The 13,251-nt window shown below is 58.3% G+C and carries 12 protein-coding genes; 7 read left to right on the top strand and 5 right to left on the bottom strand.

Going from position 1 to position 13,251, the window contains the following annotated elements; translation table 11 throughout:
* The first annotated feature begins 62 nt into the window (after window positions 1-62).
* From VEG30_11595 to VEG30_11570, 6 genes are all read left to right on the top strand, one after another.
* Complete coding sequence (locus VEG30_11595) at window positions 63-1,262, top strand: acetyl-CoA C-acetyltransferase (protein ID HXZ80567.1); 1,200 nt, start codon at window positions 63-65, stop codon at window positions 1,260-1,262.
* Window positions 1,263-1,330: 68 nt separating this feature from the next.
* Window positions 1,331-2,254: a 3-hydroxybutyryl-CoA dehydrogenase gene (locus tag VEG30_11590; GenBank protein ID HXZ80566.1), complete on the top strand. Its 924-nt coding sequence runs from the start codon at window positions 1,331-1,333 to the stop codon at window positions 2,252-2,254.
* Between the two features lie 65 nt (window positions 2,255-2,319).
* Window positions 2,320-3,123 (top strand): enoyl-CoA hydratase-related protein, encoded by an 804-nt coding sequence (locus tag VEG30_11585; GenBank protein HXZ80565.1) that lies wholly within the window; start codon window positions 2,320-2,322, stop codon window positions 3,121-3,123.
* A 104-nt stretch (window positions 3,124-3,227) separates the two neighbouring features.
* Window positions 3,228-4,061, top strand: coding sequence for a 6,7-dimethyl-8-ribityllumazine synthase (gene ribH / locus VEG30_11580; protein ID HXZ80564.1), 834 nt, complete (start codon window positions 3,228-3,230; stop codon window positions 4,059-4,061).
* A gap of 50 nt (window positions 4,062-4,111) precedes the next feature.
* Entirely contained in the window at window positions 4,112-4,549 is a 438-nt protein-coding gene (gene nusB / locus VEG30_11575) for a transcription antitermination factor NusB (protein HXZ80563.1), read from the top strand.
* Between the two features lie 3 nt (window positions 4,550-4,552).
* Window positions 4,553-4,816 (top strand): DUF2621 family protein, encoded by a 264-nt coding sequence (locus tag VEG30_11570; GenBank protein HXZ80562.1) that lies wholly within the window; start codon window positions 4,553-4,555, stop codon window positions 4,814-4,816.
* Between the two features lie 61 nt (window positions 4,817-4,877).
* Here the strand turns inward: VEG30_11570 and VEG30_11565 are convergent, their stop codons facing one another.
* The 5 genes from VEG30_11565 to VEG30_11545 all read right to left on the bottom strand — a co-directional run bounded on the left by VEG30_11565 (window position 4,878) and on the right by VEG30_11545 (window position 12,457).
* Window positions 4,878-5,363 (bottom strand): heme-binding domain-containing protein, encoded by a 486-nt coding sequence (locus tag VEG30_11565; GenBank protein ID HXZ80561.1) that lies wholly within the window; start codon window positions 5,361-5,363, stop codon window positions 4,878-4,880.
* A 48-nt stretch (window positions 5,364-5,411) separates the two neighbouring features.
* A complete protein-coding gene (ruvB, locus tag VEG30_11560) occupies window positions 5,412-6,455 on the bottom strand; it encodes a Holliday junction branch migration DNA helicase RuvB (GenBank protein HXZ80560.1) in 1,044 nt (347 codons plus the stop codon).
* Between the two features lie 215 nt (window positions 6,456-6,670).
* Window positions 6,671-6,877 (bottom strand): hypothetical protein, encoded by a 207-nt coding sequence (locus VEG30_11555; GenBank protein HXZ80559.1) that lies wholly within the window; start codon window positions 6,875-6,877, stop codon window positions 6,671-6,673.
* Between the two features lie 394 nt (window positions 6,878-7,271).
* Window positions 7,272-9,377, bottom strand: a complete 2,106-nt coding sequence (gene fusA / locus VEG30_11550) for an elongation factor G (GenBank protein ID HXZ80558.1) — start codon at window positions 9,375-9,377, stop codon at window positions 7,272-7,274.
* A 419-nt stretch (window positions 9,378-9,796) separates the two neighbouring features.
* Window positions 9,797-12,457: a protein kinase gene (locus tag VEG30_11545; GenBank protein ID HXZ80557.1), complete on the bottom strand. Its 2,661-nt coding sequence runs from the start codon at window positions 12,455-12,457 to the stop codon at window positions 9,797-9,799.
* Window positions 12,458-12,720: 263 nt separating this feature from the next.
* Here VEG30_11545 and VEG30_11540 point away from each other — a divergent pair, with 263 nt between their 5' ends.
* Entirely contained in the window at window positions 12,721-13,185 is a 465-nt protein-coding gene (locus tag VEG30_11540) for a group 1 truncated hemoglobin (protein HXZ80556.1), read from the top strand.
* Window positions 13,186-13,251 lie beyond the last annotated feature (66 nt).

Here is a 13,251-nt window from a genome sequence, read left to right as displayed (position 1 = left end):
CTGAATTGTTGTTTCGGACGAGCGTTCGAAAAATCAGTTCCTCTCTTGCAGGCCAGGATTACATGCCAAACACAACTGAAATTGCTATTGTTAGCGGCGCTCGCACGCCGATGGGACGTTATTGCGGGAAGTTGCGGGATTTCACGGCTCAGGAATTAGGTGCCATCGCTGCAAAAGGCGCACTCGAACGTGCCGGCGTTGACCCCCAGGAAATTGACCACGTAATCTTCGGGAATGCCCAGCAGACCTCGGGCGACGCCATCTATGGTGCCCGCCACGTCGGCTTGCTGGCAGGCGTGCCGACTGACACGCCGGCCCTGACCGTCAACCGGCTGTGCGGATCGGGAATGCAGGCGCTGGTCAGCGCAGCGCAAATGATTCAACTGGGCGAAGCCAAAACTGTGCTGGCAGGCGGCATGGAATCTATGTCGCAGGCGCCGCATGTGATCCGCGGCATGCGCTGGGGCGTTGGCCTGGGCGAAGGCAAGCTGGAAGATTCACTCATGGTGGCTCTCCTCGACAGCTATTGCGGCCTGACCATGGCGAACACCGCCGAGCTTTTGGGCGAACAGCAGGGCATCACGCGTGAGATGCAGGATTGCCTGGCGCTCCGTTCACAGCAACTGGCGGAAGGAGCGTATCGCGCAGGGCGGCTGCCGGAAGAGCTGGTGCCGGTTCCGCTGAAGAACAAGCGGGGCGAGCCCACGGGTGAGATGTTCACCGAGGACGACCATCGTCGCCCAGAGACAACCATCGAGGGCCTGAGCAAGCTGAAGCCAGCCTTTTCCAAGAATGGGACGGTAACCGCAGGCAATGCCAGCGGAATCGTGGACGGCGGCGCGGCCACAGTGGTAATGAAGCTGGACGAAGCACAGAAGCGAGGCCTGAAGCCGCTGGGCCGCATCGTGAGCTGGGGTATTGCGGGAGTCGAACCCAAGCTGATGGGCCGCGGTCCGGTGCCGGCAACGCGAATGGCGCTGCAGAAGGCAGGCTTGAAGCTCGAGGATATCGACCTCATAGAGCTAAACGAAGCCTTCGCCGCGCAATACCTGGCGGTTGAGAAGGAACTGGGCCTTGACCGCAATCGCGTAAACGTCAACGGCGGCGCAATCGCTCTCGGGCATCCGCTGGGCGCGACCGGTACGCGGCTGGTGATCACCCTGCTCAACGAACTGCGCCGGCGTAAGAAGAAGTACGGCTTAGCCACTGCGTGTATCGGCGGAGGACAGGGGATCGCGATGATTGTGGAGGCGATCCAGTAAGGCTCCGATTCACCTTTGTGATCCTTCGTGTCCTTTATGGTAAGCGTTTTTTTGCTTAGGAGAAATTCATGATCATCCGAAAGGTTGCCGTTTGTGGCTGCGGTTTGATGGGATCAGGCATCGCGCAAGTCTGCGCAACGGCGGGGTTCGATGTCACCGTGCTTGAGACTGAACAGAAATTCCTGGACAAGGGCTTTGCTGGAATCGAGAAATCTTTGGCAAAATTTGCCGACAAAGGCAATCTCAAGGAGCCGCCAGATGCGATTCGCCGTCGCATCCGCGGCACGACCAAAGCCGAGGATCTTGCCGATTGCGACGTGGTGATCGAAGCCATCATCGAAAACATCCTGGAAAAAAAAGAGCTCTATGAGCGTTTGAGCAGAATCGTAAAGCGGGATGCGATTCTGGCCACCAACACTTCCTCGATCTCGGTGACAGAGCTGATGACAGCCACGCCGCTGCCGGAGCGCTTCGTCGGGTTGCACTTCTTCAATCCTGTGCCGCTGATGAAACTGGTGGAAGTGGTCAGGACCATCGCTACCGATCCCGAAGTTTACGAAATCGTGTACCAGTTTGCGCAGAAGCTGGGAAAGGTGCCGGTGCGCACCAGTGACCGCACGGGGTTCATCGTAAATCGGCTGCTGGTGCCTTATCTGCTCGACGCAATCCGCGCCTACGAAGAGGGAGTTGGATCGATCAGCGATATAGATACTTCCATGAAGCTGGGATGCGGATACCCCATGGGTCCATTTACGCTTCTGGATTTCGTCGGCCTGGATACGACGTACTACATCACCCACGTGATGTTCGACGAGTTTAAGGAGCCGCGCTTTGCATCGCCGCCGCTGTTGAAGCGCATGGTGCTGGCGGGCTGGATGGGGCGCAAGAGCGGGAAAGGATTTTACGATTACGCGAATCCGGAAAAACCGCTCCCGCAGGACGCGGCGCTGCGCGGCCTGGCAGAGGAGAAGGCCGGAGTCGCGGCAGACTGAGAAAAGTACGCATTAAGAAGTTTGATCTACGATTTGAGAATCGGAATCACTGAACGAGGATGAACATGGCTACTGCTGTGCTGGCTGTCACGTACGAAAATCTGCTGTTCGAAAAGAAAAACGCTATTGCCTACGTCACCGTGAACCGCCCTAAGGTGCTTAACGCGCTGAATATGGCAACCATGGAGGAACTGAGGTCAGCATTTACCGCCATCAAGAACGATCCTGAGGTAAGGGTGGCCATCTTGACCGGTGCGGGCGAGAAGGCGTTCATCGCGGGTGCGGACATTAACGAGCTTGCCAAAAATAATTCCGTAGAAGCGAAACAATACACGCATCGCGGCCAGGCCGTGCTGGATCTGATCGAGAATCTGGGCAAGCCGGTGATCGCCTGTATCAACGGATTCGCTCTCGGTGGAGGATGTGAGATCGCCTTGGCCTGCACCATGCGCTTCGCCAGCGAGAATGCCAAGCTCGGTCAGCCGGAGGTGAAGCTGGGAATCATTCCCGGTTATGGCGGGACGCAGCGCTTGCCACGGCTGGTGGGAAAAGGTCGCGCCATGCAGTTGGTACTCTCTGGGGAGATGATCCCTGCGCAAGAAGCCGCACGGATGGGACTGGTAAATGAGGTGGTCGCGGCGGCGGAATTGATCCCACGCGCTGAGGCGGTCGCTCACAAGATCATTGCGAATGCTCCGCTGGCAATCGAATACGCCATGGAGGCCGTGAACCGCGGGATGGAGATGACGCTTGCAGAAGGTCTTTTCCTGGAAGCCACGCTGTTTGCTGTCTCGTGTGCGACCGAAGACAAGAAAGAAGGGACGACCGCCTTCTTGGAGAAGCGGGCCCCACAGTTCCGAGGAAAATAACCGGAAAATCTGGTAATTGTGTTATGGAGTCTGAGGCGTGTTGTGCCCGGACGTCGCACGATTTTCAGGTCGGCTAACCTCGGTTTCGACCCCATGTTCGACTCATGATCCGATCGATCCACAAATTGCTGGTAGCCACAAGCCACGAAGACTACCGCGCTTTGACGGCGTTCTTCGAGGCGCTCGGCGTGTTCAACGGCGAAACCTGGGACGGTGAACGCAGCCGCGGTAGCAAGTTCAATGCGCCTGACGGAGGTGTAGAGGTTGGTTTCGGGCGGGGCTTTCCCGATGCGGATCTGGTAATTGAGGTGGATAACGCGGATGTCACCTACGACATCGCCCAGCGGCGCGGACTGCCTGTGGTGCAAGAAATTTCTGACGTCGAGTGGGGAGCGCGTCTGTTCTTGCTGGAAATGCCGGCAGGAGCCGGAAGACTGGCCATCTTTTCGTATAAAGAAGCGCACCGAAATAAGTCCCTGGAAGGCGAGCTGGACGCGCGCGGCTTGCGCTTCGCAGTCGTGCTCAGTCGTTTCAATGCATTCATCACAGAACGTCTGCTGGCAGGTGCGCTGGACACGCTCCACCGCATGGGCGCCAATCAAGATAATGTTGAAATCGTCAGGGTGCCCGGGGCATTTGAAATTCCCAACGCGGCCCGCACACTGGCACAGAGCGGGAAATATGACGCTGTGATCTGCCTTGGGTGCCTGCTGCGCGGCGACACTCTGCATTACGAGGTGATCGCCAACGAAGTCGCGCGGGGGATCGGACAATCAGCCCAGGAAACGGGAGTGCCACATGCGTTTGGCGTCCTTACCTGCGACACCCTGGAGCAGGCCATTGATCGGGCCGGGCTGAAAGCCGGAAATAAGGGAGTTGAAGCCGCGCTTGCGGCAGTGGAGATGGCACGGTTGAAAAAGAAAGTGCTCAGCCGGTGAACCCGATGCCAGCCCTTGGCATAAAAATGAGCCGTAAATAGGAATGGTGGATGGGAGTACGGCGCAAATCCCGAGAACTGGCTCTGCAGATGCTCTTTCAGGCGGATATGGGCAAGCAGACACCGGAGCAGGTGCGCCGGACCTTCTGGGCCGAACGCAACGACACCGAAAGTGAGGTTCGCGGCTTTGCCGATGATCTGTTTCGCGTGGCCAGCGATCGCGCCGAAGAGATTGACAGCCTGATCGAGAAGCACGCCGAAAACTGGCGGATGGAGCGAATGACCGCCGTCGATCGCAATGTCATGCGTGCGGCAGTGGCCGAATTTGTCGGCTTTCCCGCGACACCAGGTCCGGTGGTCATCAACGAAGCGCTGGAAATTGCGCGTAAGTTTTCTACCCCGGAGTCAGTGAACTTCATTAATGGTGTGTTGGACAGCGTGGCTAAGGATTTGGAAGCCACCCGGCGGGAAGTGCCATCAGAGGGGTGAATTATGACTTGGACGGATGAAGCCAACGCCATTGTTGATGAATTACTGCGCGAGTTGCCGGCGCCGGAGCGCGATCCGGTGCGCGAGTCAGCAACCTCGCGGGCTGAGATGCAGACCACCGAAGAGGGCGAGGACGAGGTAGCGATGGAGACTGCAGTGCGAGCGTTCATCGAGGCTACGCCCGCAGATCTCCGCAATCGGCTGAAACACACGTTGACGTATCACGGCATCGATCCCGAGGAATTCCAGGAAGCATTCGCGTCCTAAGGAGCGTTTGTCGCAAATTGACTAGGCATTCGCAATCAACGCTCTCCTTCCTTCTCATCCGTCACTTCCCCGTCCCGGGGGTTCCCTGATTTTTCGCTATCCGCTCGCGCTCGGCCTGGGTCCACTGGCAGATGGCATTGCGTTCGGCGGTTGAGAGCGCGGTCCCCGAGTGCACCCAGGTATAGGACCGCTCGGGCATGCCGCCGTCGGCAACCTGGTCGCATATGTCCCCCAGCTTATCGGAGGCCCGCTTCGAATCGTATTTGGCCCAATCAGACATGTCGAAGTGGCGGCGCCCTTCATTCACGTCGTCGATAACAATCCACGAAACCGGCGCAAAATTCGAATACCAGGGCCAGCGCGTCTTGTACGAGTGGCAATCGCGGCACGAATGATTCAGGATGGCAGCCACATCAGGCGGCGGTTGCGTATGCGCCAGCAGGGTACGGGCAGGATCCTCCGGCGGATTGGTCTTGCGCGGACGGACCAGCTGCGCCCCAACCACCACGATCAAAACAGCAAGCCAGAATTTAGCGGTGCGGCTCATAGAGATGGGCCAAAATGATTTTCCAGAATTGGCGCAGAATTGGAAAGTTCAAAACAGTGTGTTCTGGCGCTGCCCGGGCTTGATGCCGAAGTGCTCGTAAGCTAAATGGGTAGCCACCCGGCCGCGGGGCGTGCGGTTAAGAAAACCGATCTGGATGAGAAAAGGCTCATAGATTTCTTCAATGGCGTCGCGCTCTTCTGCCAGGGCTGCGGCGAGCGCGTCCACCCCCACCGGTCCTCCCTGGTAATTCTGAATGATCGTGAGCAGCAGCTTGCGGTCGATGGCATCGAAGCCGTGCTTATCCACTTCTAGCATTTCCAGGGCCGCCTGGGCCGTGCCCTGGTCGATTTTGCCAGCTCCACGGACCTGGGCATAATCACGGGCGCGACGCAACAGGCGGTTGGCTATTCGCGGCGTCCCGCGCGCTCGGGAAGCAATTTCAAAAGCGCCAGCCTCATCAACGCTGACGCCCAGAATTTCTGCCGAGCGTTTCACGATGATCTTTAAATCCTCGTGCGTGTAGAACTCCAGGCGCAGCACAATACCGAATCGCGACCGCAGCGGCGCAGAAACTAGCCCAGCGCGGGTAGTGGCTCCGATAAATGTAAAGGGCTTGATCTCCATCGTGTGGGTGCGCGCTGCTGGCCCCTGGCCGATCATGATGTCGAGCTTGTAATCCTCCAGCGCCGTATACAGCAGCTCTTCCAGAACCGGCTGCAGCCTGTGGACCTCGTCGATGAATAGCACCTGCTTCTGCCGTAGGTTGGTGAGCACCGCTGTAAGGTCGCCCTTGATCTGTAACGCTGGGCCTGAGGTCTGCTGAAACGGCACCCCCAGCTCGTTGGCGATGATGGTCGCCAACGTGGTTTTGCCCAGCCCCGGCGGACCATAGAGCAGCACATGGTCGAGAGCTTCGCCGCGGGAGCGCGCCGCCTGGACGGCAACCGCTAGGTTTTCCTTCAGCTTGGCCTGCCCGATGAACTCCTGCAGCCTCTGCGGACGAAGCTTGAGATCAAAAGACGCGTCGTCTTCGACCGGCGCGGCCGAAACGATTCGTTCACGGTTTTCCTGGTCTGAGATCGAGGGAGACACTCAGCGCGATACTAAGCTGAAATTCCGTTGGAGGCAATCGCGAGCTATTAGGTTCTACACGCGACCACGGCCTGTTCAGGAGAATGCAGATTCGGACAAGCCTGCCATGCTGAGCGAGGGCCGGGCATATAGCCCCCGGCCCGAGTCAAAGGACCCGCTGTTTTCTAAACAGCAAGGCTCTACTCGGGTGCCGAGAAGAATCCTGCCCTGCCACTCTACGGTTCCGTGCGGATGGCGCCGACTTCGGCGATCACTTCCTGTTCCACCGGAATCGAGTCTTCGTAGGTAACGCGCATCAGGCGGACGCGGCTACCGCGGCTCTGCGCCAGACCTTGGGCAAGCGCGAAATCGTGGAAGGTGGCCAGAAGTTCCCAGCGGTTGCCGGTCTGATGCATGATCTCGTATTGCTGAAAGCGAGCCATAGCCATTTCCTTCCGCGAGCGAATTCTGGCGGCCAGACAGCGCGCAACTTAACCGTGCAAAGTGGCGGCTCTACCCGTGGCAGCGGCGCGAGGCGGGTACCCAGCCCCTCGGGGGAGAGGAATATTCTCCCAAGCGCTTGCTGCGCGCAATAGCGTACTAAAGGACATGTCCGTTAACTGTTTGGTTCCTCGGGGAAACCAGCCGACTCTCAGAAGCTGTCATCTTGAGCGAGGACGGGGCAGAAGATCCCCGTCCGAGTCGAAAGACCTGGTGTTTCCGTTGGTTCCGCAGGGTACCCATCCTGGCCTTCTTTTGGCTAGCGTAGGAGGTTGAGGCGCAGACCTCGACTATTGTTGACTGTTTCTTGCAGGAGTTTCGGACGGAACGCTCTCGCTACTCCTCTTCTTCCGCCACCTCTCCCCGCTGTGCCTTAGCCTGGGAGATGATCTTCTCCTGCTGCAGCGCAGGCACGATGTCGTAGTGATCCATCTCCATGTTGAAGCTGCCACGGCCCTGCGTCATCGAGGTCAGATCCACGCCGTAGCTGAGCATCTCCGCCATCGGAACCTCGGCTTTGACAACGGTCTTCCCGCCCTTGTTGTCCATGCCTTGAATGCGTCCGCGCCGGCTGTTGAGGTCGCCCATAATGCTGCCGGCAAACTCATCCGGAACCGTGATCTCTACCTTCATGATCGGTTCAAGCAGCGTGGGCTTGGCCTGCTCCATGGCCTTGCGGAAGGCGATGCGGCCGGCTGTCTTGAACGAAAGTTCGTTGGAATCCACTTCATGATAGGAGCCGTCGTACAGAACCACTTTGAAGTCGACCACCGGATAGCCGGCGAGGAACCCACGCTGGGCGGCTTCCACAATGCCTTTTTCCACCGCAGGAATGTAGTTCTTGGGAATCGCGCCCCCGAAGATTTCGTTGACGAACTCGAACTTACCTCCGCGCGGCAACGGCTCCATTTTGATCTTGCAATCGCCATACTGGCCGTGCCCGCCGGTTTGTTTCTTGTGCCTGCCCTGGACATCGGCACGCCCGCGAATGGTCTCGCGGTACGGAACCTTCGGTGCCTTCAGCACGACTTCGGTGTGGTAGCGCTTCTTCAGCTTGGAAACCACAACTTCAATGTGTTGCTGGCCCGTTCCAGCGATCAGGAATTCCTTGGTTTGCTCATCGCGGAAGAAGCGCAACATGGGATCTTCTTCCATCAGCTTGTGCACACCGTTGCCGAGTTTGTCTTCATCGGCGCGGGTCTTGGGTTCGATGGCGAAGGTAATTGCCGGCTCGGACAATCCGACTTCGGGGTAGCGAATTGGGGCGCCCTTATCTCCCAGTGTGTCTCCTGTGAGCGTCTCACGCAACTTGGCCACGGCGCCTATATCGCCGGCATGGAGCTCATTCACCGGAACCGCATTCTTGCCCTGCATGATCGAGAGATGCGCCAGTTTTTCGGAGGTATTGCGATTGAAATCCTGCACCGTGGCATCGTTCTTAAGCACACCCGAATAAACCTTGAAATAGGAAATTCTGCCGGCGAAGGGATCGTTCAGCGTCTTGAAAACGTAAGCTGACAGCGGCTCGGAATCCGCCACTTTGCGCGACGGCGGTTCGCCATTGTTCGGTGAAGGCTGGCCTTTCACCGTGCCGCGATCGGTGCCATTCGGCAAAAAATCTGTGATGAAATCCAGCAGGCGATCGACCCCGACATTTCCCAGCCCGGAGGTATAGACCACCGGAAAAATTCGGTGCTCGCGAATCGCGTCACGCAAGCCGGGCATAAGGTGCTCGTCGGGAATGGTCCCCTTATCGAAAAATTCCTCCATCAGCGCGTCGTTACCCTCGGCGATCATCTCCACCAGCTTTTCATGGCCGGCTTTGGCGGCTTCCGCCAGATCGCCAGGGATAGGCACTTCCTTTCCCTTGCCGTTGCCCCCCATGTCGTACTGGTAGGCCTTCATCTTCACCAGATCGACAACACCAGAGAAATTCTTCTCCTTGCCGATGGGAAGCTGCACCGGAATTACCGCCCGGCCAAAAGCCTCGATCACCGAGTGCAGCATGCGGTCGGCGTCAGCCCGTTCCCGATCCATCCGTCCGCCGATGATTACACGCGGCATCTCGTACTCTTCCGCGTAACTCCAGGCCTTTTCTGTCGAGACCTCCACCCCCGACACGCCATCCACGACTGCCAGCACGCTCTCCACCGCCGGCATGGCCAGCTTAGCTTCGTGGACGAACATGTTGAAGCCGGGCGTGTCGATCAGGTTGATCTTGGACTTGCCCCATTCGGCAAAAGCCAGCGAGTTCGAGATCGACATGGCACGAGACTGCTCCTCCTCGTCGAAATCAGTGGGCGCGGTGCCAGCGTCAACCCGGCCCAACTGAGGCGTGGCGCCGGCGGTGTAGAGCATGGCTGCGACCAGAGAGGTCTTGCCCGCGTCCCCGTGTCCCACCAGGGAGACATTCCGGACGTTGGAGCCTTCGTAAACTTTCATGGGTTGATTCACCTCGGAACCGCATTTGGCCCCCGAGGACTCGCGCGGGATGAGAATCCCGGAGGCAAGAACTTAACAGCAGACCGCGGGGAGCCTGCAAAACCTGTGATCCTAGCACAGGAAAAAAAACGCCTCAACGGTGGGCGTCACCGGGCAGAGGGTTTAGTTTGAAACACGCTGTGCGCGATGCTAGCGATGGATGCTGCCTGAGCTACTACGTATGGAGCGGTTGATTGCCCTGTTCCCTGTGTCGAAACCGATAAAGTGTGGCTCTTACAAGAAGCGGGTGTAAGAAGTGTGGGGACCGATGGGAGATGCACTGTTTGGACAGTACCCCAACCCTAACGTCTGCCATTCGGCTCCGGTCAGTCCCCAACGAACCAGAGTACACGCCTAGTTTCAAACTGACCCACTACCCATCACCTGCCAGATGGCGAACTCGAGTTCGTGTGCAACACGATCATCAGCGGCGCAATCGACGCTGGCTTCCAGTAGCGGTTCATGAGAAACAGATTTCCATCCCTGGTCACGTCGTAGGTGAACACATCAGTCGAAGAAACCTGGGCCCGTGCGTGTACCTGGAACAAAGGCGTCGGAGCACCGCTGGAAAAGGTTCCGTCGAACGAGACCGGCACTGCCGTCAGGGTACCCTTCGGGTCGATGTAGAACAATTCCTTCCCGTCTCCGCGCCAGCGTGGTTCGGTACCGCCTCCGCGTGAGATCTGCCACTTCCCTGCGCCGGTAGGAAACGTGGTTACGAAAATTTGCCAGCTCCCCAATTCATCGGAAGCGTAAGCCACCCATTTCCCATCGGGAGAAATCTGCCCGTTCGTCTGATTTCCTTTGCCGTTCAAGAAAGGAACTGCGGATCCTCCCTTAGCCGGAACCAGCAGCAGTTGATGCCCGGACAATCCCTGGTGTTCGCACAAAATCTGCTGATCATCCGCTGACCAGGAATTGGGAAAAATATCATCGCTGGCGCTAAGCTCCAGTCTCATCTGCTCGCGTTCCAGACCCGTAGCTCGCTTGGTGAACAGAGTGGAGTTGGCCACATTCGAACGGTAAGCCAGCGTGCTTCCGTCGCGCGACCACACCGGCACAACCACTTCGCTGGGTGAGAACGTAAAACGCATCATGCCCTTCTGGTTCACATTCTCCAGCCACACGTTGATGCTGTTTGCCTTTTGATCGCTGATGTCCAGGGCAATCCGGCTGCCATCGGGCGAAATGGCTGGATTCGCTTGCACTGCGGGCTCTCCCATACGCGATACTTCTTTGCCCGTGCGGTCCACCCAGGTCAGCACCGAGAGATCCGCCCCGGTTCTGGTGCTGTACACCAGCGTTCCGTTTTCAGAAGCCGTCAAAGCCACCCAGTAAGTGGAAGGCTGATAACCCACAGTATCCGAAATGACCGTCGCAGCGCCGGAGACTGTCGCAGACGAGGGTTCAAATGCACGGCTGACCAGATGCCGGTCGTCATCCGCGTAGAACAAGTGGCCAGAATCGATCGCAAAACTCGAATGACACAGGACCACGAGTTTTCGTTCCTTCCCATCCAGCGAACTGACATAGATACCGCTCGTGCGGTCGTCGGCGGCATTGGAAAAGTTACCTCCCCAAAAAAGAAAATGACTGCCGTCAGGCAGGAAAACAGGCCAGCGATGAGTATTTTCAGTAGCAGTTCGAATTGCCTCTGTAAGGGGAGCTGCCCCGCTGCCATCCGCGTTGACACGCCACAGCCCGACGCCCCCGACGTCCGGCGCGTAGATGATCACATTTCGACGGCCCCAGGTTCCGCCACGAGCCGACAGAGCGCTCGCCAGTACTTGCGGCGTACCGCCGGTAGTTGCCACTTTCTGCAGTTTGCCGTTGGCAAAAAAACCAACATACGCTCCATCAGGTGACAGGAACGGATAGCTTGCGCCTTCCGTTCCAGCCAAGGGCGTTGCTGCCGCAGCCCCGACATGCTGAACGTAGAGCATCGGGAGTCCGGAGTCTTCTTCCGGTGAGACGAACACCAAGATGGAACCGTCCGCCGAGAGCGCCATATGGCTCACCTCTCCGCGCACCGGGATGGCGAACTGCAAAGTCGTCAAGGCAGCCGGACGTCTTGCAACTATCCAGCTCACTCCCGCCCCGATCAGCAGAGCCGCCGCTACGGCTGCTGCAACCGCCAGTGGAAACCCCCGCGGAGCGTTGACGGTTCGGGCAGCGCTGCTGACATCGCTTCCTGAGAGCGCACTCAGCGCAAACGACAGGTCTTTGGCGGACTGAAACCTCTGTCCGGGATGCTTTTCCAGACAGCGCCGAACAATCCGTTCCAGAGCTGGAGACACCGGCCGCGCAGGATCCGACAACTCCGGTGGATCCTCCTTCAGGACCGCCGTCATCGTTTCCGCAGGAGTATCGCGCTGAAAGGCTCTTTCACCCGAGAGCATCTCGAATAGCACCGAGCCCAAGGCGAAAATATCGGTGCGCGCATCGGTCGCCTCCCCTCGCACCTGCTCAGGCGCCATGTAGTTGGCTGTTCCCATCACCATACCCGGAGCCGTGTGGGAACTCGCTAGCGTTACGCTGTCCGCGTCCGTTTCTCCGCTGCCGCGCGCGAGCTTAGCCAAACCAAAATCCAGAATCTTGGTGTGCCCATCGCGAGTCAGGTACAGGTTCTCGGGTTTTAGATCGCGATGGATGATTCCCTTCTCGTGCGCTGCGGCCAGCCCTTGCGCCACCTGGACGGCAAATTCGGTGGCTTTCCGCTGCGTCATGGGCCCGCGATCTAGCACCGTGCGGAGCGATTCGCCCTCCAGCAACTCCGAAACCAGAAAAGGAGTGCCGTTGCTCTGCCCAACATCGTAGATGGCAACAATATTGGGATGATTCAACGCGGCCACTGCTCGCGCTTCCTGCTCAAAGCGGCGCAGCCGCTCCTGATCATGTGCGAATGACTCAGGAAGAATTTTCAGTGCCACGTCACGGCCCAGACGTGTGTCGCGCGCGCGATACACTTCTCCCATCCCGCCCGCACCCAGCGGCGAGAGAATTTCGTATGGCCCGAGTCTGGTACTGGAGGCGAGAGCCATTCCCGCCGGCCATTATATTCGCAAGTACGCTGGCTTTAGAGACTCATCCTGCTATCGAAGAAGATCTCTGTGCGGCAGTTTCTTGCGCATAACTTTTTCTGGGTGGCCCACCCTTCTGCCCTCTTGTCGCGACAACCGCACGCTTGGGCGCGCACCTGTGGCAAAATCACCGCCGAGCTAAACTTTCTTGCGCCTCGGAAAATCCGCCTCGGCCCCTTAGAACGTATTGCTCATCGAAGGCTGAACTTTCTGGAGGAGAAACTTTGACGAGAACGAAAAAAAAGGTTCTCTCTCTTTGCGCCGGCATGATCTTGCTGGCGACAGCAGCGAATCTCTGGGCCGCACCGCAAACTGCGAGCGGCAACCAGACTCTCTACAAGCGGCTCGGGGGCTTTGATGCCCTGGCCGCGGTGACCGACGATTTCATCGCCGGCATGGCCGCAGATCCGCAGCTGAAGCGCTTTTTCAGCGGCTTCAATGAGCGATCTCTGCACCGCATCCGCGAGCACGTCGTCGATTTCCTATGCCAGGCGACCGGTGGCCCCTGCATGTATCACGGCCAGGATATGAAGACCGCTCACACCGGGCTGCACATCACCGAGGAAGACTGGCAAGCAGGTGTCAAGGACCTCAACGCCACGCTGGATAAGTTCAAATTTCCTGACCGCGAGCGATCGGAGGTGCTGAGCGCCATCCGCGGGCTGAAGTCCGATATCGTGGGCCGCTAATACCTGTCGAGCGCGCCACGCCACCCTGACTGCTGCAAGGCTTATGAACCCCGGTGGCGTCAAGAA

The sequence above is a fragment of the Terriglobales bacterium genome (assembly GCA_035624455.1).
Taxonomy (GTDB): domain Bacteria; phylum Acidobacteriota; class Terriglobia; order Terriglobales; family Acidobacteriaceae; genus DASPRM01.
This window is presented reverse-complemented; position numbering and strand designations above follow the sequence as displayed.